Origin of the sequence: Urbifossiella limnaea (genome assembly GCF_007747215.1) — a bacterium.
GTDB lineage: Bacteria > Planctomycetota > Planctomycetia > Gemmatales > Gemmataceae > Urbifossiella > Urbifossiella limnaea.
On record NZ_CP036273.1, the window covers coordinates 7,191,332 to 7,215,544 of the forward strand.

Here is a 24,213-nt window from a genome sequence, read left to right on the forward strand (position 1 = left end):
GGTCTCCTGGGAACGAATGGGGTCACCGAACAACGGAGAAACGCGGGCGAGTCAAGCCGCCGGGCGGTCGGTCGGGTCGAACCAGCGGTACACGGCGGGGATGACGAACAGCGTCAGGAGCGTGGACGTGACCAGCCCGCCGATCACGACCGTGGCGAGCGGCCGCTGCACCTCCGCGCCGGAGCCCGCCGACACGGCCATCGGGATGAACCCGAGCGTCGCCACGAGCGCGGTCATCAGCACCGGGCGCAGCCGCATCATCGCCCCGTCGAACGCCGCCGCCGCGGGGTCGCGCCCGGCCTTGCGCAGGTCCACGATGTAGGTGACCAGCACCACGCCGTTCAGCACCGCGACGCCGAACAGGGCGATGAACCCGACCCCCGCCGAGATGGAGAACGGCAGCCCCCGCAGCCACAGCGCCAACACCCCGCCGGTCGCCGCCATCGGCACGTTCATGAAGATCAGCAGGGCCAGCTTCGACGAGTTGAACGTCGAGTGGAGGAGCACGAAGATCATCACCAGCGCGACCGGCACGGCGATCGCCAGCCGGGCGCTCGCCTCCTGGAGGTTCTTGAACGTCCCGCCCCACGCCACCGTGTACCCGGTCGGCAGCGCCACCTCCCGGTCCACCGCGGCCCGGGCCTCGCCGACGAACCCGGCCAGGTCGCGGCCGCGGACGTTGCACTGGATCACGATCCGCCGGCGGATCGCGTCCCGGCTGATCTGCGCCGGGCCTTCTTCGAGCTTCAGCGCGGCCAGCTGCTCCAGCGGCACCGGGCGGCCGGCCTTGTCCGCGACGCGAATCTGGCGGATGGCTTCGAGCCGGTCCCGCCACTCGGGGCCGAGGCGGACCTGGATCGGGAACCGCCGCTGCCCCTCGTACACCTGCCCGACCTCCTTGCCGCCGATCACGGCCACCGCGTCGAGCACGTCGCGCACGTTCACCCCGTGCCGGGCCACCGCCGCCCGGTCGGCGACCACCCGCAGGACCGGCAGCCCGCCGGTCTGCTCGACCGACACGTCCGCCGCCCCCGGCACCCGCGACAGCACCTTCGAGATGTCCTCCGCCTTCGCCCGGAGCAGGTCGAGGTCGTCGCCGTACAGGCTGATCCCCACGTCCGACTTCACCCCCGCGACCAGCTCGGCGACGCGCAGCTCGATCGGCTGCGAGAAGCTGAAGGCGTTGCCCGGCACCTCCGCCTCCAGCGCCGCCTCCATCGCCTCCACCAGCTCCTCCTTGCCCGGGAACCGCCACCCCGCGGCCGGCTTGAGCGTGACCATGATGTCGGTCAGGTTCACCGGCATCGGGTCGTTGGCGATCTCGGGCCGGCCGGTCTTGCACACCACCGACTCGACCTCCGGGAACTTGAGGAGGCACTTCTCGATCTTCGTCGTCATCGCCACCGACGTTTCGAGCGACACGCTCGGCAGCCGCACGGCCTGGATGGCGATCGACCCCTCGTCGAGCTTGGGGATGAACACCGCCCCGAGCTGCGTGGCGACCACCACGCTCAGGCCGAACGCGACCGCGGCCGCGGCGAACGTCAGCGCCGGGGCCGCGACGGCGGCGCGGAGCAGCGGCCGGTACACGGCCTTCGCCCAGCGGATCAGGAACGGCTCGGTCTCGCTCACGCCGCGCAGGAACACCGACGCCAGCACCGGCATCAGCGTCAGGGCCAGCACCAGCGACGTGAGCAGGGCGAAGATCACGGTCAGGGCCATCGGCCGGAACATCTTCCCTTCGAGGCCGCGGAGCGACAGGATCGGCAGGTACACGAGCAGGATGATGCCGACGCCGAACACCACCGGCCGGGCCACCTCCCGGCAGGCGTCGCGGACCACCTCGACCGGGGCGCGGTCGGCCTTGTGCTCGTGCCGGTGCTCGGCCACGCGGCGGACGACGTTCTCGATCAGCACGACCGACCCGTCCACGATCAGCCCGAAGTCGATGGCCCCGAGGCTCATCAGGTTCCCGGACAGGCCGGCGTACAGCATCCCGACGAACGCCCCGAGCATCGACAGCGGCACCGCCAGCGCCACCACCAGCCCGGCCCGCAGGCTGCCGAGCAGCACCAGCAGCACGACCACCACCAGCACGCCGCCCTCGATCAGGTTCTTCGTCAGCGTGCTCACCGTCCGCTCGACCAGCTCGGTGCGGTCGTAGAACGGCGCGACCTCGACGCCGGGCGGGAGCGTCCGCTCGATCTCGGCCATCTTCTCCTTCACCCGCTGCACCACCGCCCGCGAGTTCTCCCCGGCCAGGAGCATGACGATGCCGACGACGCCCTCGCCCTTGCCGTCGCGGGTGACCGCCCCCTGCCGGATGACCGGGGCGAACGTGACCGCGGCCACCTGCCCGAGGTACACCGGGGTGCCGTCGGCCCGGGTGTCGAGGACGATCTTCTCGACGTCGGCCGGCGACCGGACCAGCCCCTCGCCGCGGACGATCCGCTGCTCGTCCGAGTGGAGGATGAGGTAGCCGCCGCCCTCGTTGGCGTTGTTCCGCTGGAGCGCCTCCACGACCTGGGAGATGGACACCCGGAAGTCGTGCAGCTTCCGCGGGTCGATCCGCACCTCGTAGGCCCGCAGCTCGCCGCCGCTGGTGTTCACCTCGATCACCCCCGGCACGCTCCGCAGCTGGTAGGCGATCTGCCAGTCGAGCACCTCGCGGAGTTCCATCAGGCTGTGCTTGTGGCCGGGCTTCGAGCGGACTTCGAACTGGTAGATCTCGCCGAGCCCGGTGGCGATCGGCCCCATCTGCGGGGTCGGCACGCCGGCCGGGATGCGCTCCCGGGCCTGCCCGAGCCGCTCGCCGACGAGCTGCCGCGCCCAGTAGAGGTCGGTCCCCTCCTCGAACACGACGGTGACGACGGACAGGCCGAACTGCGAGACGGAGCGGATCTCCTCGACCCGCGGCATGCCGCTCATCGCGGCCTCGACCGGGCCGGTGATGAACTGCTCGACCTCCAGCGGGCCGAGGGCCGGGGCGGTGGTCATCACCTGCACCTGGACGTTGGTCACGTCCGGCACGGCGTCCACCGGGAGTTTCGTCATCGCCCAGAACCCGCCGCCGGCGAGGAGCAGCGAGCCGAGGATCACGAGGAAGCGGTTCGCCAGGGCGAAGTCGATCACGCGGGTCACGGGGAGTCTCCGGTTCGGTGTGGGATCAGTCCCCGGCCAGTTGGTCGCGGTACAGCTCGGACTTCAGCACGAACCCGCCGGCGACGGCGATCACGTCGCCGGGCCGCAGCCCGGCCTTCACCTCCACCCGGTCCCCGGCCTCGCGGCCGAGTTCCACGTCGGCGCGGCGGAACTCGTCGCGGCCGTGCAGCACGAACACGAACGTGCCGCCCTGGTGCCGCTGGACGGCGGCGGCGGGGACGTGGACGACCGGCGCCGCGTCGCCGCGCGGCAGCCCCACCTCGACGTACATCCCCGGCTTCAGGGTGCGGTCCGGGTTCGGGGCCGCGGCCGAGACGGTGACGGCGCGGGAGGCGCGGTCCACCAGGTCGCCGGCGTAGAACACCGTCGCCGGCCGCTCGGCGACGCCGGCCGCCGGGGCGCGGAACACCACCCCGCGCCCGGCCAGCCCGCGGAGCAGCGGCAGGTCGGCCTCGAAGGCGTCGGCCTGCACCCACACCGCCGACAGGTCGGCGAGCTGGAACAGCTGGAACTGCGCCGACACCCGCTCGGACAGGACCGCGTGCTTCTCGACCACCGTCCCGGCGAACGGCGCCACGACCTCGTACCGGGCCGCGGCCGGCCCCTCCTTCACCGGGTCCGTCCGCTCGATCTGGTCGGCCGTGTACCCGAGCGTCAGGAGCCGGGTGCGGGCCACGTCGTGGGCGGCGCTGGCCTCCTTCAGCTTCAGGTCGGCGGTCCGGGCCTGCTGCCGGGCCTGGAACCGGAACTCCTCCCGCAACCCCTGGAGCGCGGCCTCGGCCGCGTCGTAGTCCGCCTCCGTCTTGCGGCGGGTGATGCCCGGGATCGCCCCCGTGCTGGCCCGGTCCGACGCGAGCTGGGCCTTGAGCTGGTTCCGGCCGGTGTACGCGGCCATCAACAGCTGCCGGCGGTCGCCGACCGGGCGGTCCTTGAACGCTGCGTCGATCTCGGCCACCGACTTCCCGGCGGCGACGGCGGCGACCAGCGCCTCGGTGTTGGCGGCGGTCGTCCGGGCCCACTCCTCGCGCTCGCGCTCGGCGGCCAGCGCGACGCGGGTGGTGACGAGGTCGAGTTTGGCCTGGCTCACCTCCTTACTGTCGAGGACGGCGAGGACCTGCCCGGCGGTCACGTCCTGCCCGAGCCGGACGCGGACCTCGCGGATGATCCCCTCGACCGGCGGCGACACGTGGGCGACCCGGTCGTCGTTCAGCACCACCCGGCCGGACCGCCAGGCGTGGTCCGCGAGCGGGGTGGCGGTCACCGGCTCGGTGCGGACGCCGGCGGCTTCCCACCGGTCGCGGGCGAAGTGGACCGCGGTCGGGTCGTCGGCGGCCGGCGGGGCGGCGACCGGGGCGGGCGGAGGCGCGGCCGGCGGGGTCAGCGCGCGGGTGCCGGCGACGCCCAGCGCGGCCCCGACCGGCAGGAGGAGGAGGGCGGTGAGCCGGCGGACGAACGGCCGCTTCGGCCGTGGGCCGGCCGGTGACGGCGGGGCTGCGACGGACATGGTCCGCTCCTCGGGAATGGGTGGACGCGGGCACGGAGGCCCGAGTGGGTGTGGGTGACGGAGGCGACGGAGCTGGAGGGGGCTACGAGCGGAGGACGCCGGTGCGGGCGTGGGTGACGAGTGCGCAGGAGGTGGCGGGGCGGGCGTGTGCGGCCCGGCCGACCGCGGCGAGGGCACCAGCCGGTGCGAACGCGGGGGTCGGCGGAAGTGGCTCGGCGGCGGTCGCGGCGTCGGGCGGCTCCGCCTCGGTCACGGCCAACATGCCGGCCGCCGTGCCCGACCCGGCGGACGTGTCGCCGTCCGCCGGGACGCCGGTCGGGCCGAACTCGATCCCAAGCAGTACGAGGTGGCGGTGGTCGAGCGGGAGCGACTCAGACCCGGGCGTGCCGGGGATGACGGCCCACCCGAGCCCGTGCGAGTGGGCCTGCGCGGCGGCGTGACGGTGCCCGACCGCCGTCCCGGTGAGGACGACGACGAGCCAACACGTCAGGAGGGTTCGCCCCGGGTACGCCATATGACGGGTGCAAAAGTATCGGTCGATACGGCTGTAGTATACCGTATCAGGCGGTCGAGAAAACCCGAAGGTCCCCGGACCCGACACGGTCGGCGGCGTGTTGCACAGTACCAGCCCGGTCGAGGTGTCGTTCCAGCGGGTCTACCCGAAGCGGCCGACTCGTGGGTCGTGATCGGCTTCCGGCCGGAGGTGCCGAAGGCCGTGGCTATTGACCCGACGCGCCGGTCCCGGTGCGGGTCGGGGAGCCGGCGCGGAAGGCGACCGTCGTACGCGAGAGACTGATGGGCGACGTGGTCCACTGGGCGTTGACGGTGCTGGTGCTCGCCGCCGCGGGCGTGGTTACCGCGTGGACGGCCGGCGCCGTCTACTTCGACGTCGGGGGCGGGAGCCGGTGGGGCCGGGCCCTCGCGTGGGGGTGGGTGGGCGCGGTCGTGGCGGCGTTCGTCGCGTGGCAGCCGCTCTGGCAGCCGGCCCTCGCCCTGCTCGCCGCGACGGCGCTGTTCATGGCCTGGTGGCTCTCCCTCAAGCCGAGCCACGACCGCGACTGGGACGCCAGCGTCGCCTGGCTGCCGCGGGCCGAGCGCCGCGGCGACGCCGTCACGATCGAGAACGTCCGCAACAACGAGTACCGGTCGCTGCAGGACTTCACGCCGCGGTACGAGACGCGCACCTACGCCCTCTCGAACCTGCGGGGGGTGGACGTCATCTTCTTCTACTGGGGCTCCCAGTGGATGAGCCACCCGGTGCTCGTGTTCGACTTCGGGCCGGACGGCCGCGTCTGCATGTCGATCGAGGTCCGCTTCCGGAAGGGGCAGACGTATTCGGTCGTCAACAGCCTGTACCGGCAGCAGGAACTGATCTTCGTCGCGGCCGACGAGCGCGACGTGATCCTCCGGCGCACCAAGTACGGGAACTGCAAGGACGCGTACCTGTACCGGCTCACCACGCCGGCCGACGAGGCGCGGCGGGTCTTCCTCGACTACGTCGGGACCATCAACGCCATCCACGCCGCCCCGCGGTGGTACCACGGCGTGTGCGCGAACTGCACGACCAACTTCTACCGCCTGCCGAACAGCCGGTACCGCCGCGACTGGCGGGTGATCGTCAACGGGAAGCTGGACCGCGCGCTGTACGAGGCCGGGAGCCTCGACCGGTCGGTACCGTTCGAGGTTCTCCGCCGCCGGGCGTACGTCGGCGACATCGCGAACGCCGCCCCCGCCGCCGGCTTCGGCGACCACGTCCGCGCGGAGCTGGAACGAGGCCGCCAGGACCACTGATCGAAGGAGGCACCCGTGAAGACGATCCTCGGCCTGCTCGCGATGCTCCTCGGCGGAGTCGGCGTGGTGCTGCTCGTCGCGTGCGGGGTCGCGGTCTGGCGGGCGGAGGGCGTCGTCGTCGACCGCACCGACCGGGTCGCGGCCCGGACGGCCGAGCGGCTCGTCAAGGTCGAGGGCCGGCTGACCCGGCTGGAAGGCCGGGTCAAGGACCTGACGGTGGACGTGGACGTGGTCCGCTCGGCCGCCGCGCGCCTCGTCGAAAAGGCCGTCGCGGACGTGGTGGCCCGGACGGAGGTCGAACAGCTCGTCGAACGCCTGGACCGCTCGCTGTCGAAGGCCGACGAGTTGGGGGAGACGCTGGACGTGATCGCGCGGCTGGTCGAAGACGTGGCGGACCTCGCGGCGCAGCTCGACGGCGCGCCGGAACGGGTGGAGCTTCTGAGGCGCGTCGCCGACGCGCTCGAACAGGCCGCCGCGGTGCTCACCGGCATCCGTGCGGAACTGGCCGAGCTCCGCACCCGGAAGGCCGCCCCGGACCCCCGAAAGCTGACCGACCTCGCCGCGCGCACCCGCGGGCCGCTCGAGCGAGTGGCCGACGGCATCGGCGCGGTCCGCCAGCACTCCGTCGACGCGCGCGGCGAGCTGGAGGAGTTGCGAGGAAAGGTCCACTTCTGGTCGAGAGCGGTGGCCGCGGCCCTGAGTTTCGTGGTCGTGTGGTTTGGGCTGGGCCAGGTGTGCCTCGTCGGCTGGGGCTGGAAGCGGGTGCGAGTATCGCCACAGCGGGCCATGGCGCCGGGGGCGGCCGGGTCCCGAAGTTGACGCCCGGCTGCGAGAATCGGCAGGCGGGGCGTGACCCCGGAAGGATTGCCCGATGAGCCGACCCGAACACGTCGTGGTGGTGGGCAGCGTGAACGTGGACCTGGTGGTGCGGGCGGGCCGGTTGCCGCGGCCGGGGGAGACGGTCGGCGACGGGACGTTCCTCCAGGCCCACGGGGGGAAGGGGGCGAACCAGGCGGTCGCGGCGGCCCGGCTCGGGGCGGCCGTCGGGCTGGTCGCTCGCGTCGGGACCGACTCGTTCGGCGACGAGGCTCTCGCCCACTTCCGCGCCGAGGGGATTCGGACCGACCACGTGACGCGGGACCCGGCCCACGCGACCGGGGTCGCGGTCATCACCGTGGACGCCGCCGGGCAGAACGCGATCGCGGTCGCGCCCGGGGCGAACGCCGCCCTGACCCCCGCCGACGTCGACCGGGCGGCGGACAGTATCCGGAGCGCGGGCGTGCTGGTGGCCCAGCTGGAGACGCCGCTCGAAACCGTCCGGCACGCGGTCCGGCTGGCGGCCGAGGCCGGGGTGCCGGTGGTGCTCAACCCCGCCCCCGCGCCGGACCGGCCACTTCCCGCGGACCTGCTCCGGGCGGTCGCGGTGCTGACGCCGAACGAAACGGAAGCGACCGCACTATCCGGGGTGCCGGTCGGTGATGAGGCGTCCGCCCGGCGGGCCGCTCTCACCCTCCTTGAGTCGGGGGTGAGGACGGTGGTCGTCACCCTCGGGGGGCGTGGCGTCCTGATCGCCGACGCGACCGGAGTCGAAGCTGTCCCCGCCGCGCGGGTGCGGGCGGTCGACACGACGGCCGCGGGGGACGCGTTTACCGGCGCACTCGCGCGGTTCCTGGCGGCCGGGCTGGACGTGCGTGCGGCCGCGCGCCGGGCCTGTGCCGCGGCCGCCCTCTCGGTCACCCGGTTTGGGGCGCAGCCGTCGCTCCCCACCGCGGCAGAGTTGTCGGCGTTCGAGGGCGCGCGCCACTCGCGTTAGCAGTCTGGGCGGTGCCCGGGCAGTAACGGGGTGAGCGGCGGGGGTGGAATCGGTCACCGGAGTGCCGTCACTGTCCGCCGACCGGCGCGTCCGCCGAGGGGTGGCTGTCAAGGCCGGCGAGGACGTGGCCGGTGCGATCGGCCCGGTAGTAGGTGATGTCGGTCCCGTACCCCGACTCGTCGGCCGCGTGCAGGTAGACCGGCCCGGGGCCCCACTTCCCCTCGACCAGGACCGGCATCCCCGGGGACACGTACCGGACCACGGCGGTGTGGGTCACCACCCCGTCCGCGCGGTAAATGGCGAGGTCGGAGGGCCGCGGGTCGGGCACCGCCCGGTAGCCGTTCTCGGCCAGGATGACGTCCACGTCGGTCTCACTCACCCAGTACCGCCCGCGGGTGAACACCCACCCGTGGCAGTTCGACCGGTCGTCCGCCGGGTAGGAGCGGATCGCCGTGGGCGCGACGGCCGGGGTGTCGGCCGGGCGGACCTCCAGGGCGGCCAGTTCGGCACGCGACCGGGGGCGGGTGGCTTGCCACGCGCCCACGCGGGTGCCCCGGTCGGTGAACACGGGGACCGGGGCCGGGCGGGTCGGGGGTCGCTGGGCGGCCGCCAGCAGTTCCGCCTGCGCCTGGTCGTCGTCGGCGTCTTCCGCCGCCCCGTGCCAGACCACCGCCCCGACCGCCAGGACGAGACCGGCGGCCCCCGCCACCGCCCACCGGGCGCCCGGCCGGCGGGGTGCGGCCAGGGCCAGCCCGACCGCCGCGAACCCGCCGCCGGCGGCCGCCGACGCGGCGGACCCGGCCGCCGCCCACACCCCGACTGCCGCCCCCGAGCACGCCACGGCGGACCCGGCCGCCCGCGCCCACGGCCGCGCCCGGCCCAGTACCGTGTTCGCGACCCCGCCCAGGAACAGCCCCACCCCGGCGGCAAAAGCCACCGCGAGGAGGGACACGTCCGCTTGGCCTGGGTCGGACACGGGCATGCTTCGGCTCCGATGCCTGTCCCCCGCGCGGGCCGGCGGGGCGTGAGCACACCTACACCTACCGCGCCGCGAATGAAGCCCTGATGAATCGTCGCCGGATGCCTGGTCGGCCGCCCCCGGGGTCACGGCCCAAGACCACGTGAGTCGAACGTCGGCCCACGGCGTGTGCCGTCAGCCCACGAACACGCCGGCGGTCAGCACCGCCCCGCCGAACGGGTCGAGCTCGACCGCGGTCGGCGTGCCGGGCCCGAAGCCCGCGCCCGGGAACAGCCACACCTGCGCCGGCCGACCGGCGCCGCTCCCCACGGCCACGTCCGCCTTCGCGCCGGCCGTGTACGTGAGCGTGCCGCCGGTGAGGTCGAGCGTGGCGGGGAGGTCGCGGGGTTCGAGCCCCTCCACGCGGAGGGACGGGCGGCGGGCGGGGCGGGCGAACAGCGAGCGGATCCACCGGCGGGACATGGAGTGCGTGCTCCGAACGAGCAGCAGCCGGCCGCGGGCGCCGGGGCGGGGTCGGGTGCTGTTGTCCGCGGGGGTGTGTGCGTCGCGTGGCGGCGGCGTGAAGAGCCGGAGAAGGCCAGTAATTTCTCCGACTATTCATTCTGACCACGGGCCGCCCGGTACAACCACGCGACCGGTGGAATAGAGCTGATGGCCGACGGGAGGGCGTTGTGTCACCGACCGAGGGTTCGCCGTTCGAGCTCGCGGCGGAGGCGTGCTGGCCGACGCTCCTGTTCCACCGCCGCTGGCGCGACCACGACGCCGAGGCGCCGGCGCTGCTGAAGTTCCTGGCCCAGCGGCGCGCCGAGCAGGCCGGCCGCGTCGCCAGCGGGGTGGCGGTGCGGGCGAAGTCGGGGCACGGGCTCTACGAGAGCGGGTTCGACCTGTTCACCCACGCCCACCCCGCGCTCGACCGGCTGAAGGGCTTCATCGGCCAGAGCCTCGCCGCGGCGGTGTGCCACGCCGAGGGCGGCCGGGTGCGGCCGGCGGAGTTGGAGATCGCCGTCGTCGAGAGCTGGTTCCACGTCACCAACGGCGGCGGCTTCCACGACGCCCACGTCCACCCGAACTGCTCGTGGTGCGGCGTGTACTACGTGCAGGTGGGCGACAGCGGGGCCGCGGCCGACGGCGGCGCCCCGAACGGCGGCACGCGCTTCTACTCCCCCCTCTCGCTCGGCTACCGCGACGCCGGCAACGCCCACCAGATCGAGGAGCTCGACGCCCCGCTGGCGGACGGGCTGCTGGTGCTGTTCCCGTCGTACCTGCGGCACAGCGGGCTGCCGTACACCGGGGCGCGCGACCGGGTGGTGATCGCGTTCAACGCCCGCGTCTTCCTCCGCGGCGTGCCGTCGAACCTGCGGCCGTGACGGGGGGTGTTCCGGGTGACGGACCCGCAGGTTGCTCGGGATGGGTGCGTGGAGTTGGTCCCCGTCCGACGTGGTTAACCCCCTCACCCCGCGTGCTCCGCCGCGACCCTCTCCCCCGACGGGCTGGCGGCCCGACACTTATTGGAGGACCTGGAAACGCTGGGGTCGTGGCTCGGTCGCCCGGCCCGCCCGGCCCCAGGATTCCCGGAGGATTCGATGGGGTGGCGGTGATCCCGACAATCCGCATCCGCGAGAAGAGGATTGTCGCCAACCTCAGAATACCCAGGGAAATCGCTCCTCCGAAATAAGTGTCGGGCCGCCAGCCCCCCGGGGGGGGTCCGCTGCACACAATGAACCCCACCTGAGCGTCGGCCGGCGGCTACACTTCCCCCATGACCCGTGCCGACATGCTCGCCCGCGCGGCCGACCGCCGCGACCCCTGGGACGTGGTCGTGGTCGGCGGCGGGGCTACCGGCGCGGGCGTCGCCGTGGACGCCGCCGCCCGCGGCTACTCCGTTCTGCTGCTGGAGCGCGCCGACTTCGGCAGCGGCACGTCGAGCCGCAGCACGAAGCTGGTTCACGGCGGCGTCCGCTACCTGCGGCAGGGGAACCTCGGCCTCGTGACCGGCGCGCTGCGCGAGCGCGGCCGCCTCCGCCGCAACGCCCCGCACCTCGTCCACGACCTGCGGTTCGTGCTGCCGTGCTACCGCCGGCTCGACCTGCTGAAGTTCGGCGCCGGCCTGACGGCCTACGACCTGCTCGCCGGCCGCGAGCGGTTCGGCCGGTCGAAGCTGCTGTCGGCCGGCCGCGTGAGCCGCCTCCTTCCCACGGTACGGACCGGCGGCTTGCGCGGCGGCGTCCTCTATCACGACGGGCAGTTCGACGACGCGCGGCTGCTCATCGCGCTGATCCGCACCGCCGCCGACCGCGGCGCCGTGGTGCTGAACCAGGCCCCCGTGACGGAGTTGCTGTCGCACCAGGGACACGTCCGCGGGCTGATGTTCCACGACGCCGAGACGGGCACCCAGGTGAGGGCCGCGGCGCGGGTGGTGGTGAACGCGGCCGGCCCGTTCTGCGACGAGGTGCGCCGGCTGGCCGACCCCGCGACGGCACCGCTGCTCGCGGCCAGCCAGGGGAGCCACGTCGTGCTGCCGCGGCGCTTCCTGCCGACGGACCACGCGCTGCTGATCCCCGAAACGCCCGACGGCCGCGTGCTGTTCGCCATACCGTGGCACGGCCACACGGTCGTGGGCACCACCGACGTGCCGATCCCGGCGGCGCCGACCGACCCGACCGCGAGCGACGCCGAGATCGATTTCATCCTGGAAACGGCGGGCCGCTACCTGGCCACGCCGCCGACGCGGGCCGACGTACTGGCGACGTTCGCCGGGGTGCGGCCGCTGGTGAAGGGCGACGCGGCGAGCACGGCGGGGCTGTCGCGGGACCACGTCATCCGCACCGACCAGCCGGGGCTGGTGACAATCACCGGCGGGAAGTGGACGACGTACCGGGCGATGGCCGAGGAGTGCGTCGACGTGGCGGCCCGGCTGGCGAACCTGCCGCCGCGCCCGTGCCCAACCGCGGAGCTGCGCTTGCACGGCGCCGCGGACGTGGACGCGACCGATGAGTACAGCGGCTACGGGAGCGATGCGTCGGCCGTGCGGGCGATCGTGGAGTCGGACGCGGCGCTGCGCGAACGGCTGCACCCGGACTTGCCTTATCGGGCGGGCGAGGTGCTGTGGGCGGCGCGGCACGAGATGGCGCGCACGGCCGACGACGTGCTGTTCCGCCGGCTCCGGGCGGGGGCGCTGAACGCGGCCGCGACCGCGGCGATGCGGCCGCGCGTGGAGGCACTTCTTCGCGAGGCATGAGCGCCGGAAGCGGCTCGCCCACACTTCCCATCCCGCCCGACCGGCACAACCCGAACCGTCGCGCCCCGCGGCCACCAATCGCGCCCCATTCGACGCCGCGCTCGTGGACCGCGGCCCGCCGCCGCGGGTACGATCGACGCACACCCGGGGACGACACCATGCGGCGCTGGCTGGCGGCGGTCGGGGCGGTCGGCATCGCAGCGGTCGCCCCCGCGGCGGACCCCGCCGACCTGGCCCGCCGCCTCGCGGCCCCGGTTCCCGCCGAGCGCGAGGCCGCCACCCGCGCCCTCGCCGCCCTCGGCCCCGCGGCGCTGCCGGCACTCGAAGCGGCCGCCGCGAGCCCCAACCCCGAAGTCGCCCGCCGCGCGGCGCCGCTGCTGGCCCGCGCCCGCCTCACCGCCGACTCCGCGAATCGCCTCCGGGTCCCGCCCGTTCGGCTGAGCCTCCACAACACCCCGCTCCGCGACGCCGTCGGGAAGTTGCGCGACGTCACCGGCGTCGAGGTACAGCTGGCCGGCGTCGCCGACGTGACGCGGCCGGTGACGTGCGACACGGGCGCGGTGCCGCCGTGGGAGGCGGTCGCGGCCTTCGCCCGCGCCGCGGGGTTGCGTGAGGCGATCGACGCCGAGGTGGGCATTCCCGCGCCGCCGCCGCAGGCGCGGAACCGTTCGTACTACACCCCGCCGCCGCCGCTCGGCCCCTCCGACGTGCCGGTCCGCTTCGTGGACGGCTCCGCGGAGCTGCCCGCGGTCCGCGCCGGTGCCGTCCGCGTGACGGCGCTGCCGCCGAGCTTCCCCGGCGGGCGGATCGACGGGCAGCGCACGCTGCACCTCGACGTGACGCCGCTCCCCGGCGTGAAGTGGGAGGGCACCACCGGCGTGCGCCTGACCCGCGTCGTGGACGACACCGGCCGCGCGGGCGCCCGCGGGCACGACGCCGCGCCGCCGCCGCTGCCGGTGTTCGCGTTCGAGCCGCCGGCCGCCGGGCGGGTGCTGATCGCGCCGCTGCCGCCGGTCGAAATCCAGCCGCCGGCGACGCGGCCGAACCCGCGGGTGGTCGCGGTGCCGGTGCGGCCGGGCTCGGCCGACGCGCGGGTGCTGACCGTGGTCGAAGGCGAGGTGTTCGGCGAGGTCGCCGCCGCGGGCGAGGAGCTGGCGGCGCTGACGGACGTGGCCACGGGCCGGGTGGGCGTCGGCGGCGGCGGCCGGCTGGTCGTGCGCGGCGTGGACACGCACCCCGGCGGCGTGCGGCTGACGGCGGAGCTCGAAGCGCCGTCGCCGTGGGAGCGGCTGCGGCGGCGGCAGCCGGACGGGCCGCTGTGGCCGGACGTGGCGACGCCGGTCGGCGCCGGGTACGCGGTACGCGCCACGGACGCCGCCGGCCGCGAGTTGCCCGCGGCGACGCGCCCGACGCCGCGCGTGTCGGACGACGGCGTGGTGAAGTCGGTGGCGTGGGAGCTGAGTTACCCCGTGATGCCGGCGCGGCTCGTGGTCGTCGGCCCGCGGGTGGTGCCGGTGGCGGTGCCGTTCCGGCTGTCGAACCTGCCGCTGCCGTGACGGCGGACGCGCGGCGACGAGCCGCGCCCTACCCGACGTACACGCCGTCGGTGAGGAACGCGCCGCCGAACGGCGCCAGGTCTTGCAGCACGGCCGGCTCGCCGCCGCCGCCGAGGCTCACCCCCGAGTACACCCGCACCCGCGCCGGCCGGCCCGCGCCGCTGCCGACCGCCACGTCGCCGACGCCGTCGCCGTCGGCGTCGGCCACGGCCACGCGCACGCCGCCGCGGTCGTCGGCGTCGCCGGCCACGAAGAAGTTCGCCACCGGGCTCGCCTGCGCGGCGTCCACCTGACCCACACTCACCAGCGCCCCGCTCAGCACGAACACCCGCGGGGCGCCGCCGGGGCCGCCGCCGAACACGAGGTCGGCGAACCCGTCGCCGGTCACGTCGCCGGCGGCCACGAAGCTGCCGTTGCGCAGGTTCACGGCGTCGGACCCGGGGAAGGCGAAGAAGTCGTCGACGAGCCGCGTCGGCCCGCCGGCCAGGACGCTGGCGCCGCCGAAAATGGCGGTGCGCGGCCCGCCGCCGAACCCGGCCGCGACCACCACGTCGGGCGTGCCGTCGCCGTTCACGTCGCCGAGCGCGGCGCGGGCGCCGCCGCGGAAGTTGGCGTCGTCGATGCCAAAGAAGTTCGCCCGCACGCCCACGGCCGCGGACCCGACGGCGAGGCTGAACACGGTGACGCGCGGGCCGCCGCCCTCGTCCGGCGTCACCACGAACTCGGCCCGACCGTCGCCGTCCAGGTCGCCGGCGGCGACGTACCCGCCGCCCTGGAAGTCGCCGCCGAACGGGTCGAACGGCTGCACCAGCGGCTGCCCCGTGGCGCCGCTGACGACGGCCACCCGCAGCGCCGTGCCGGGGCCGCTGACGAGCACCGTGTCGGGGACGCCGTCGCCGTCCACGTCGCCGCTGGCGCCCCGGAGCCCGAGGAGGCCGAGGCCGCCGAGCGGCCCGACGGTCGCGGTCGGCGTGGTGCCGAACGCCCCGGTCGCCGGGTCGGCGGTGTACACCAGCGCCTGTCCGCCGCCCTGCCCGGTGACGGTGAGCGTGTTTCCCGGCCCGGCCGGCGCCGTGAACAGCTGCACCAGCACGCCGTCGGTGGCGGCCCCGCCGCCGATCACGAGTTCGCCCGTGGGCGCCAGCCCCGCCGCCGAGCCGATGTCGGACGCGGTCAGGTCCACCAGCGTCGCGCCGCTCGTGCCGAACACCGGGTCGAGGCGGCCGGCGGCGTCGAGGCGGAGCGCGAAGATGTCGGAGTTGGCGTCGCCGACGAGCACGACCTTGCCGTCGGCCTGGACGACGACGGCGTTCGCGGACGTGGCGGCGCCGAGGCCGAGGACGACGCGGCCGGCGGTGCCGAACGACGGGTCGAAGCCGCCGTTCGTGGCCAGCAGCCGCACCGCGACCAGGTCGGTGCCGTCGCTGCCGGCAACGACGATGCGGCCGTCCGGCTGCACGGCCACGGCGTTGCCGGCGTCGGCCCCGCCGGCGTCGATCACGACCGCGCCGCCGGTGCCGAACCCGCCGTCGAGCGTGCCGAGGGCGGTGAGGCGGACGACGCCGACGTCGGACCCCGCGGTGCCGGCGAGGACGAGCTTGCCGTCGGCCTGCAGCGCCGCGGCGAAGGCCCCGTCGGCACCGCCGAGGTCGATCAGCTGGATGCCGCCGCCGTTGAACGTGCCGTCGAGGCCTCCGCTGGTGGTGAGGCGGACGGCGGCGAAGTCGGCGCCGGCCCCGCCGCCGCCGGCGACGACGATGCGGCCGTCTGGCCGGACGGCGACGGCCTGGGCGAAGTCGGTTCCGCCGAGGTCGAGCACGAGTCGGCCGCCGGAGCCGGGGTTGAAGGTCGCGTCGGGTTGCCCGGTGGGGGTGAGTTTGGCGATGGCGAAGTCCGAGCCGCCCGGCCCGTCGGCGCCGCCGGCGACGACGACGGAGCCGTCGGGGCCGACGGCCACGGCCTGGGCGATGTCGATACCGCCGAAGTCGATGGCGCGCTGCCCGGTGCCGTTGAACGTGGTGTCGAGGGTGCCGTCGGCGTTGAACCGGGTGACGACCATGTTGTCGCCGGCGGTGCCGACGGTGACGACCTTGCCGTCGGCCTGCACGGCCATGTCGGCGACGGGTACGCCGACGACCGTGGCGGCACCGCCCGTGCCGAAGGTGGGGTCGAGGCCGCCGACGGCGGGGACGACGCGGGCGTCGAGCGGCTCAACGGCGAGGCGGGTGCGCAGGGTCATGCGAGCTCGGGGGAAGTCGGCGGACGGGGCGGCGTACACCCGCAAGTGCCGTGCCCCAACCTGCCGCGTGGGATCGACCGTCGGCGCCGGTTGTGTGGAGTCGAACTGCGCGGCACCGGCGGTGCGGCGGGCGGCGCGACCGGCGCAGGCGGCAGAGCTTGCCAGCCACTCCTTGACGTCCCACGAGCCGTCCGCGTGACCCGGAGGGGTCAGAATCCGCTGACGGCGGAGACGTTGAGGGTGCTCCCCCTCGGGGCCCACACCCCTCACCTGGAGACTAGGATACTTGGGGAGCGTCAGCCTGGGAAATGCTGGCACGGCCGGACCTCGCCCCGGCCCCGGCCGGCCCCGGGCGGCCCGCGTGACCGCCGCGAGCGGCGAGGCGTGGCTGGCGTTCGACGACGCCTCGCCACCGCAGGCGGTCGCGCGGGGCGACGTGCTGGTCGTGAACGTCGTCCTCGACCCGGCCGCGCCGCCCGCCGAACTCCTCGTCGAGTTCCGCGTCGACACCGCCGAGCACCGGGCGTTCTGGGGCGAGAACCGAATCGCCCGCGGGCTGGACGGGTCGGCCGGCCGGCACCGGCTCGGGCCGCTCCCGCCGGCCGGCGCGTGGGTGCGGCTCGAAATCCCGGCCGAGGCCGTCGGGCTGCCGGCGGGCAACGGCGTGAGCGGGCTCGCGGTCGGGGTAGTGTGGTCGGCACGGACCGAGTCGCTCGCGGCCTGGGAGGCGTTCGAGCGCGACCGCGACGACGGGAACCTCCCGCGGGCGCCGACCCGGCCGAGCTCGCCGCCCTGACGGTCGCGGCGCACCTGCTCCTCAACCTCGACGAACCGATCACCCTGGAGTAGCCGATGGCGCCCGCGCTGGCGCTGACGAGCCGGGACTAGTTCGCCCGGAGCGGGACGTTCCTCCGGGGGCTAGCCGCGGCCGGGCTGCTCGGCCGCGACGGCGGCGCGTACCCGGGGCCGCACAACCCCGCCCGGGCGCGGCGGGTGATCTACCTGTTCCAGTCCGGCGGCCCGAGCCAGACGGACCTGTTCGACCCGAAGCCGAAGCTGGCCGAGATGCACGGCCGCGAGATCCCGCCGTCGGTCCGCGGCGACCAGCGGACCACGGCGATGACGCGCGACCAGCCGGGCTTTCCGCTAGCCGGCAGCCCGTTCGCGTTCCGCCGGCACGGCCGCGGCGGCATCGAGCTGTCCGAGCTGATCCCGCACACGGCCGGCGTGGTGGACGACCTCACGCTGATCCGCCCGCCCGGCGCTCCCGGAGTGCAAGGTTTCGCCGGACGTCCGACCCGGGGCACTAGCCCGGCAGGCCGCTCGCCTTCAGCAGCGTGTCCTGCACCGCGAGGTCGTGGGCCGGCGGGAAGTCGGTCGGCTTCTCGCCGCGGATCACCCGGGCCATGTCGGCCGCGTCGGCGACGTACCGGGTGTACCGCGGGAACGTCACCGCCTGCGTCCCCTTCCTGTACCCGTCCCGGTCGCGGGACAGCGCCACCCGTGCGGCCGGGTTGTCGAGCGGCTGGACGTGGAACGTCCCCGCGGTGCCGCACACCACGAGGTGGCGCCGGTCGCCGCCCTCGACCTCCAGCGCGGTCGACCGCACCGTCGCCGTCGCCCGCGGGTACGACAGTACCGCCAGCGTGTTGTCGAGCAGGCCGTCGGCCCCCGTGCGCGTGTTGAACGGCGCCACCGCCGCCGGCTTGCCGAGCACGCCGACGACGAGGTCGAGTACGTGGCAGCCGAGCTCGAACATCATGCCGCCGGGGTACGCGGCCAGCTCGCGGCGCCCGGCCGGGTCCACGACCTTGCTCATCACCGCGTGCACCTCGAACACGTCGCCGAGCCAGCCCTTCCGCAGGAAGTCGCGGAGCAGCACGACCGCCGGGTTGTAGCGGTACATGTAGCCCAGCTGCACGAGCAACTTCTTCTGTCGGGCGACGGCGAGGACGCGGGCGAGGTGGGCGAGCGACTCGCCGGCCGGCTTGTCGATGTGGACGTGCATTCCCGCCGCGACGCAGGCCTCGGCGTGGCCGAGCAGGTCGCGGACGCGGGTCTCGACGAGCACGGCTTGCAGCCCCGCCGTGCCGAGCAGCTGGTCGCGGGTCAGCCAGCGGAGCCCGCGGTACGCCGGCTGGTCCGCGGCCCGCGTCCGGAGTTCCTCGTCCGGCTCGACGACGCCGACCACCTCGTAGTCCGGCGACGCCCGGTAGGCGGCGAGCTTGGTGGCGTGGGCGTGGCCGACGCCGATCTGGCCGACCTTGATCCGCGGCGGGGCGGGCTGGCCGGCGGCGCGGCCGGCGACGAGCGCGGCCCCGGCGGCGACGACGGTACGGCGGGTGACGGTGCGGGTCATGGCGGGCCTCTCGGTACGCGGACGCCACCCGGCTTCATTCCCGGGATGCCGTCCTCCCAACCCGTGCGAACCCGGTCGAGCACGAAGCCGATCGGTTCGCCGCGGATCATGCTACTGTCGAAACTCGAAGCCCCATCGTCCGCCGACCGGCCAGCCAGCCGGCGTCATGGACCTTCACGCGGGTGCCCGGCTGTAGCTCCTTAACTTATGGGGGTGGGTGTCGGCGATGGAAGGGTCGAGCACGGGGGCGTCATCCCCCGCGGGCGACGCGACGGTTGGGGACGCGCCGGCGAGGGGGTCCACGAACGGGATAGGCTTCGAGGCACACTCGGTAGAATCCCACGGGGCGCGGGAGACCCACTCCCCGCCGACCGATCAGCGGGCGGAGTCGCTCGACGGGTGCGTGCCGGAGGTCGGGACGGGGTTGCGGGGACGGGCCACGGCAGCGCCACCGGGTGCTTCCGGTCCGCGGACCGAATCGAACTGTACTCCGGGGCCGGAGCCAGACCGATTTTCGTGGCCGTTGATCCAAGAATTCCGGCGCTATTCGCAGTGGGTCGGGCGGGAGTCGAACCCACAACCACCCGCTTAAAAGGAAGACTGCAATTGCCCCCGAAAACGCTCCGAACGCCTGCGTTTTCCAGGACTTTGATACTACCTACACGTCTTGCACGGTGCCAGAACCGTTGCGTGGATTTCCTAGGATTTCTGGATGCTCCACGGCATTCCGCGGAATGCCGTGGTACCTTTCTGGCCTCAGTGGCAGGCTGTCCTCTCCACCACAATTTTGCCGGTTACTGGTCGGAGTGAAGACAGGGAACGCGTTCGTCGGCGCCACGCGGCCGCATCACAGTATTCCCACACCACCCCTCTGTTCCAGTCACCGGGACAACCGGGACAGGTGTAGTGTGTCATGCGAACGAGAGCGGAACTCTTGTCCCGGTTCGCGCCAATCCGGAAAGCAACCCGGCACGCGAAACCGGGACGACAAGATTCCGGCGGGCTGACCTCCGCCGGGTAGCCGTCTTCTCAGCGATCGGCCTGGGTCCAGTTGTGCGAGGCACTCGTGCGTTTCGACGAGGCAGTCGCGGATGATCTCGTTCACGGTGCGATTCATTCGCACGCCCCGTGGGTGCCCGCCCGGTCGTGGTCAGAAGAACAGCGCGTACCGGACGCCGAAGATGTGGGCGACCGTCGACGGGGCGCCGACCGGGTACGGGATCCCGGCGGTGTAGTTCAGCATCACCCGGGTGTAGCTGTTCAGGTACCAGTTCGCCCCCGTGGTGAACTCGTAGAGGCGGGTGGCAGCCGGGAACCCGTTGGCGTCGGGGGGGAGGTTCGGGGAGGTGAAGTCGAGGTACGCGAACCGCGCGACCAACTCCACAGCACCCCACCCGCCGCGCGGGTCGGTCCGCGACCGGATCAGCGGCCGCCGGACCCCCACCTGGTCGAACGAGCCGCGGGTCCGGTTGTAGCCCCGATGTTCGCCGGTCGTGAAGTAGCTTACCGCGAGGTAGCTCCCGTGCACGAACACCGACCCCGCGTCCGTCTGCTGCACCCCGGCCGCCGACCACTCGGCCTGCGCCGAGAACGACCCCCACACGCCGGCGGCCTGGAGGTTGTACAGCTGGTACCCATTCGCCGGGATGTCCACGGGGGCGAGGAACGGCGACCCCGGGTTGTCGTCCACCGACAGGAGGTTCGACCCGGTCCGCGGGGTGAAGTTGATGACCCCGTTCGGCGGCACCCGCTGTGAGAACGCGCCGCCCAGGTGGACCAGCCGGAAAGCGTCCTCGTCCGGTTCGTACACGGGGAGGCCGGTCAGCCGCGTGGTGACCGCCCAGTTGCCGTCGTCGCCGAGGCTCTGCCCGTTGCTCGGGGTGCCGTCCCGGAAGGCGCCGACCGAGAACAGCACCCGCTCGTCGTCCGGCCACCAGAAGCCGCACACGCCCCAGTTCCGCGCGGGGGCGAGGACGTTCTGCGGGGCGCGCTCCAGGAACGTGATGAAGTTCGAGCTGGTCATCCCTTCGAGGCTGTACGGCTCGCGGAAGTGCCCGATGCGGACCTGGCGCACCCCCGGGATCGCGTCCAGCCCCACGAACACGTCGCGCAGGCGGACGTTTCCCCCGGCCAACTCGACCTCCGAGACCCAGCTCGTGGAGTCGCCGACGGTCCCCTGCGCCCCGAGCCGGACGCGGCGGAAGCCGTAGCCGTTCATCAGGTCGCCGAGCGTCGCCTTGCTCTGCTCCGACTGCGACGCGAGGACCGCGTCGGCCTCGACCCGGCCCCGCATCTGGATCGTCGGCTTGAGGTCGAGCAGCCCGGCGAGTCGGTCCGCCGCCGGCGGGTCTTCGGCCTCGGGCGGTCTCGCGGCGACGGGGCTCGCGGGCGGCTCGGGCGGTGGCTCCGCGCGAACCGTCCCAACCCCGGTCAGGACGGCGAGCAGTGCGTGCAGCGCCGCACGGGTCATGGGGCCCTCGCGGGATCAGCGGGTCGGCACCGACCCCGGGGAATAACCCGGTCCGACCGGGCGGTCAACGCCTGGTCGCGTCACGGCGCCGCCACGACCGCCTCGCCGGCCGGCGGGCAGGCCGCGGCCCCGCCCCACGCGCCGCCGAACTTGATCTGGAGGTTGAACAGCAGGGAGTGGCTCGACGCCTCGAGGCCGACGTTCGTGTTCGGGATCCGGTCGACCACGCCGTTGATTTCGTTCTGGAACCCGTAGGCGTAGCCGACGGACAGCGCCATCGCCTCGGTCAGGTTCATGGTCGTCCCGACGCTGATCGTGTGCTGGATGATCGCCGGCGACTGGAGGTTGAACAGGGCGCGGGTGTTCTCGAGCGGGTTCGTGTTGTACTGGTACCCGGCGCGGACGGCGACGCGGTCGGTGAGCTGGTAGTTGCCGCCGACGGCCGCGGCGAAGGCGCTCTCCCACCCCAGTCCGCCCTCGCTGGTCGGGGTGCCGAACAGGTCCGTGTTCGCGTAGTCGAAGTACCGCATGTCCACCCCCAGCGTCAGCCGGTCGATCCCCCGCCACGCCACGCCCCACGAGTAGATCGCCGGCAGGCTCGCCTTGAGCGACAGCGTCTGCGCGTTCCCGAGGTTGTCGCGGGTGTTGAACTTCCACGTCTCCAGCCACTGCGGGCTGGTGTACCCGAAGCCGACGTCGAGGGCGTCGGTGACCGAGTAGACCAGACCCGCCCGGACGCCGCCGCCCCAGAACGGCCGGGAGTCCGTCGCCGCCAGGAACGTGTTCGGCTGCCCGGGGATCTGGTTCGGCGGGGCGAAGTAGGCCGGGTCGAACGACACGAACGTGATGTCCACCGTCGGGCCGACGCCGACGACCAGCCGGTCGGTGACCTGGTACGACACGGTCGGGGTGAGCTGCAGCAGTTGCATGTTCGCGAACGTCGGGCCGAGGACGACCTGGCCGAACGGGCCGGTCGGCGAGAGGATCGGGTTGTTCGCGTCCCCGGGGAAGTTGACCCCGCCGCCGCCGAGGGCGATGAGCCCGGTCCCGAAGGTCAGGGGGCTCTCCTCGTCCAGCTTGGACACGACCCCGAGGGTCGGGATCAGGGGGAAGCCGTTGTCGCTCCGGGTGCGGCCGGACAGGACGGTGCCCTGGAGCGGGGCCGGGCGGCTCGACGAGACGTAGATCTCGGGGTACACGAACGCGCCCCCGATCGAGGCCTCGTTCCGCCCGAGCCGGCCGATGGCGGCGGGGTTCCAGTACAGCGCCCCGATGGCGTCGATCGGCGTCGCGGTCGAGACGCCGGCCATGCCGGCGTGCGTCGCTCCCGCGCCGGGCAGGTACACGCCCGGCTGAGCGTTCGCCGTGGCGGGGGCGGCCGCGAGGAGTACCGCAACGCCGAGCCCGAGCCGGCACGTTCGTGTCATAGCCCTCTCCCGAACAGTGGGATCACAGCAGGAATATCGGTTGGGTGAATTACGCCACTTGAGCAGGCTGTACCACGAAGGGAGCGGATCATCCAAAAGCGGCAATCACGTTCCCGTCTGTTCCGGTCCCGAATCCGACCTCATGCGGGCGATTGAGAAGAAGGTGGTCGCCAGGATGGCGGCACTCGAACGACCCGCAACGGAGTGCGTGATGTCACGGCGAGCGTTTTTGGCGGCGTGCGCCGCACTGCTGGGGGTCGCCCCGGCGGCCCGAGCCCAGGCACCGGCCGACGTGCCACCGGTCCCCGCGGTCCAGCCGGCCCCCGGGGACGCCCCGCCCGGCCTGAACGGGCTCTACCCGACCATCCGCCCGGCCGAGGGCGTCGCCCCACTCCCGACCGGCGGAGCGGCCGCCTGTCCGACGTGCGACCTGCGCGGGCACGACCTCTGGACCCGCCCGACGCTGACCGGCGACTGGGGCGGGCTGCGGCCCAACCTCCGGGACCACGGCGTCCAGTTCAACGCCAGCGTCACCCAGTTCGGGTTCGGCCTCGGCGGGGGGATTAACTCGCCGCGCGTCCCGCCGCTGCTCGGGCAGGGGGATACGAGCGCGTACACCGGCCGGGGCGACTACGAGTTGCTGTTCGACCTGGAGAAGTTCGGCGGGCTGCCGAAGGGAACCCTCACCGTTCGCGCCCAAAACTGGTGGGGCCAGTACGGGAACGTGAGCCTGAACACCGGGGCGTTCCCGCCGGCGGTCTTCCCCGCCGCCCTGCCGCCCGTCCCGAACGACCCGGGCGTGCCGATGCTCACCGACTTCTTCGTGACCCAGCCCTTCTCGCCGAACTTCGTGGTGTTCGCGGGGAAGAAGAACGTGATCGGGGCGGCCGACCAGGACGACTTCGCCGGCGGCAACGGCACCGTCCAGTTCATGAACCAGGCGTTCATCGCCAACCCGGCGTTCCTGCTCGCCCTCCCGTACACCGGGTTCACCGCCGGCGTGGTCAGCCCGCAGGAGTGGGGGGCCGTGTCCGCGTACGTGTACGACCCGCAGAACCGGACCAAGGACTTCTTCCGGTTCGACGACCTGTTCTCGACGGGCGTCATCGTCGGCACCGAGGTGAAACTGAAGACGAACTTCTTCGAACTCCCGGGCGAGCAGCACGTCGGCGGCATCTGGAAGCACCTGGCGCTGACGAACCTGGCGTTCAACGAGCCGCCGCCGGGCGTCTACCCGTACCAGGCGGTCGGCGGGTCGCCCACCCTCAACGACTCGTACACGGTCTACTACGGGTTCGACCAGTACGTGCAGGTGTACTCCGAGGACACGAAGCGCGGGTGGGGGCTGTTCGGGCGGGCGTCGATCAGCGACGGGAACCCGACCCCGATCCGCTACTTCCTCAGCGCCGGGGTCGGCGGGTACAGCCCGATCCGCCACCGCCAGGGCGACCAGTTCGGCGTCGGCTTCTACTACACCGGGCTGAGCCAGGAATTCGGCCCGCGGCCGCGGGCGGCCTTCGGCCCGCGCGACGGGTACGGGCTCGAAGTGTTCTACAACGTGCGGGTCACCCCCTGGATGAGCCTCACCCCCGACTTCCAGATCGTGAAGCCCGAGGCCGGGGCGATCGCTGACATGGCGTACATCGGCGGCTTCCGGCTGAAGCTCGACTTCTGA

18 protein-coding genes and 1 pseudogene are annotated in these 24,213 nt (G+C 73.7%); 9 read left to right on the forward strand and 10 right to left on the reverse strand.

Translation table 11 applies throughout. The features are described from left to right. Positions 1-51: 51 nt before the first annotated feature. The 3 genes from ETAA1_RS28980 to ETAA1_RS28990 all read right to left on the reverse strand — a co-directional run bounded on the left by ETAA1_RS28980 (position 52) and on the right by ETAA1_RS28990 (position 5,180). A complete protein-coding gene (locus ETAA1_RS28980; RefSeq protein WP_145244100.1) occupies positions 52-3,141 on the reverse strand; it encodes an efflux RND transporter permease subunit in 3,090 nt (1,029 codons plus the stop codon). A 25-nt stretch (positions 3,142-3,166) separates the two neighbouring features. Then, entirely contained in the window at positions 3,167-4,666 is a 1,500-nt protein-coding gene (locus ETAA1_RS28985; protein ID WP_145244101.1) for an efflux RND transporter periplasmic adaptor subunit, read from the reverse strand. An 82-nt stretch (positions 4,667-4,748) separates the two neighbouring features. Next, positions 4,749-5,180: a hypothetical protein gene (locus tag ETAA1_RS28990; RefSeq protein WP_145244102.1), complete on the reverse strand. Its 432-nt coding sequence runs from the start codon at positions 5,178-5,180 to the stop codon at positions 4,749-4,751. Between the two features lie 281 nt (positions 5,181-5,461). Here ETAA1_RS28990 and ETAA1_RS28995 point away from each other — a divergent pair, with 281 nt between their 5' ends. The 3 genes from ETAA1_RS28995 to rbsK are packed head-to-tail and all read left to right on the forward strand — an operon-like array spanning position 5,462 to position 8,270. Then, a complete protein-coding gene (locus ETAA1_RS28995) occupies positions 5,462-6,457 on the forward strand; it encodes a lipoprotein N-acyltransferase Lnb domain-containing protein (RefSeq protein WP_145244103.1) in 996 nt (331 codons plus the stop codon). A gap of 15 nt (positions 6,458-6,472) precedes the next feature. After that, entirely contained in the window at positions 6,473-7,276 is an 804-nt protein-coding gene (locus ETAA1_RS29000) for an AAA family ATPase (protein ID WP_145244104.1), read from the forward strand. A 52-nt stretch (positions 7,277-7,328) separates the two neighbouring features. Further along, positions 7,329-8,270: a ribokinase gene (gene rbsK, locus ETAA1_RS29005; RefSeq protein ID WP_145244105.1), complete on the forward strand. Its 942-nt coding sequence runs from the start codon at positions 7,329-7,331 to the stop codon at positions 8,268-8,270. A gap of 67 nt (positions 8,271-8,337) precedes the next feature. On the opposite strand, the gene ETAA1_RS29010 is transcribed toward rbsK, so the two are convergent. Both ETAA1_RS29010 and ETAA1_RS29015 read right to left on the reverse strand, forming a co-directional pair. Then, positions 8,338-9,252 (reverse strand): hypothetical protein, encoded by a 915-nt coding sequence (locus ETAA1_RS29010; RefSeq protein ID WP_145244106.1) that lies wholly within the window; start codon positions 9,250-9,252, stop codon positions 8,338-8,340. Positions 9,253-9,423: 171 nt separating this feature from the next. After that, positions 9,424-9,711 carry a hypothetical protein gene (locus ETAA1_RS29015; RefSeq protein WP_145244107.1) on the reverse strand — a complete coding sequence of 96 codons (288 nt, stop codon included), beginning with the start codon at positions 9,709-9,711 and terminating at the stop codon, positions 9,424-9,426. 209 nt (positions 9,712-9,920) lie between these two features. Here ETAA1_RS29015 and ETAA1_RS29020 point away from each other — a divergent pair, with 209 nt between their 5' ends. The 3 genes from ETAA1_RS29020 (at position 9,921) to ETAA1_RS29030 (ending at position 14,043) form a co-directional block, all read left to right on the forward strand. Continuing rightward, the gene (locus ETAA1_RS29020; protein ID WP_202920496.1) at positions 9,921-10,616 is read left to right on the forward strand and encodes a TIGR02466 family protein; all 696 of its coding nucleotides are present in this window, start codon (positions 9,921-9,923) and stop codon (positions 10,614-10,616) included. A gap of 392 nt (positions 10,617-11,008) precedes the next feature. Further along, positions 11,009-12,487, forward strand: coding sequence for a glycerol-3-phosphate dehydrogenase/oxidase (locus ETAA1_RS29025; protein ID WP_202920497.1), 1,479 nt, complete (start codon positions 11,009-11,011; stop codon positions 12,485-12,487). 158 nt (positions 12,488-12,645) lie between these two features. Beyond that, the gene (locus tag ETAA1_RS29030) at positions 12,646-14,043 is read left to right on the forward strand and encodes a hypothetical protein (RefSeq protein WP_145244109.1); all 1,398 of its coding nucleotides are present in this window, start codon (positions 12,646-12,648) and stop codon (positions 14,041-14,043) included. A 28-nt stretch (positions 14,044-14,071) separates the two neighbouring features. Here the strand turns inward: ETAA1_RS29030 and ETAA1_RS29035 are convergent, their stop codons facing one another. Next, positions 14,072-16,282: a beta strand repeat-containing protein gene (locus tag ETAA1_RS29035; protein WP_145244110.1), complete on the reverse strand. Its 2,211-nt coding sequence runs from the start codon at positions 16,280-16,282 to the stop codon at positions 14,072-14,074. 361 nt (positions 16,283-16,643) lie between these two features. Here ETAA1_RS29035 and ETAA1_RS29040 point away from each other — a divergent pair, with 361 nt between their 5' ends. Together ETAA1_RS29040 and ETAA1_RS33980 are read left to right on the forward strand one after the other, a co-directional pair. Then, a complete protein-coding gene (locus tag ETAA1_RS29040; protein ID WP_145244111.1) occupies positions 16,644-17,078 on the forward strand; it encodes a hypothetical protein in 435 nt (144 codons plus the stop codon). 197 nt (positions 17,079-17,275) lie between these two features. Next, a pseudogene (locus tag ETAA1_RS33980) lies at positions 17,276-17,476 on the forward strand (DUF1501 domain-containing protein); the annotation flags it as partial. A gap of 112 nt (positions 17,477-17,588) precedes the next feature. On the opposite strand, the gene ETAA1_RS29050 reads toward ETAA1_RS33980, so the two are convergent. From ETAA1_RS29050 to ETAA1_RS29065, 4 genes are all read right to left on the reverse strand, one after another. Next, positions 17,589-18,641, reverse strand: coding sequence for a Gfo/Idh/MocA family protein (locus tag ETAA1_RS29050; RefSeq protein WP_145244112.1), 1,053 nt, complete (start codon positions 18,639-18,641; stop codon positions 17,589-17,591). Further along, the gene (locus ETAA1_RS33985; RefSeq protein WP_145244113.1) at positions 18,638-18,751 is read right to left on the reverse strand and encodes a hypothetical protein; all 114 of its coding nucleotides are present in this window, start codon (positions 18,749-18,751) and stop codon (positions 18,638-18,640) included. Before ETAA1_RS33985 ends, ETAA1_RS29050 begins: the two co-directional genes overlap by 4 nt. A gap of 1,040 nt (positions 18,752-19,791) precedes the next feature. Beyond that, positions 19,792-21,111: an OprO/OprP family phosphate-selective porin gene (locus ETAA1_RS29060; protein ID WP_145244114.1), complete on the reverse strand. Its 1,320-nt coding sequence runs from the start codon at positions 21,109-21,111 to the stop codon at positions 19,792-19,794. A gap of 80 nt (positions 21,112-21,191) precedes the next feature. Continuing rightward, positions 21,192-22,538, reverse strand: a complete 1,347-nt coding sequence (locus tag ETAA1_RS29065; RefSeq protein WP_145244115.1) for an OmpP1/FadL family transporter — start codon at positions 22,536-22,538, stop codon at positions 21,192-21,194. A 211-nt stretch (positions 22,539-22,749) separates the two neighbouring features. Here ETAA1_RS29065 and ETAA1_RS29070 point away from each other — a divergent pair, with 211 nt between their 5' ends. Beyond that, a complete protein-coding gene (locus ETAA1_RS29070; protein ID WP_145244116.1) occupies positions 22,750-24,213 on the forward strand; it encodes a carbohydrate porin in 1,464 nt (487 codons plus the stop codon).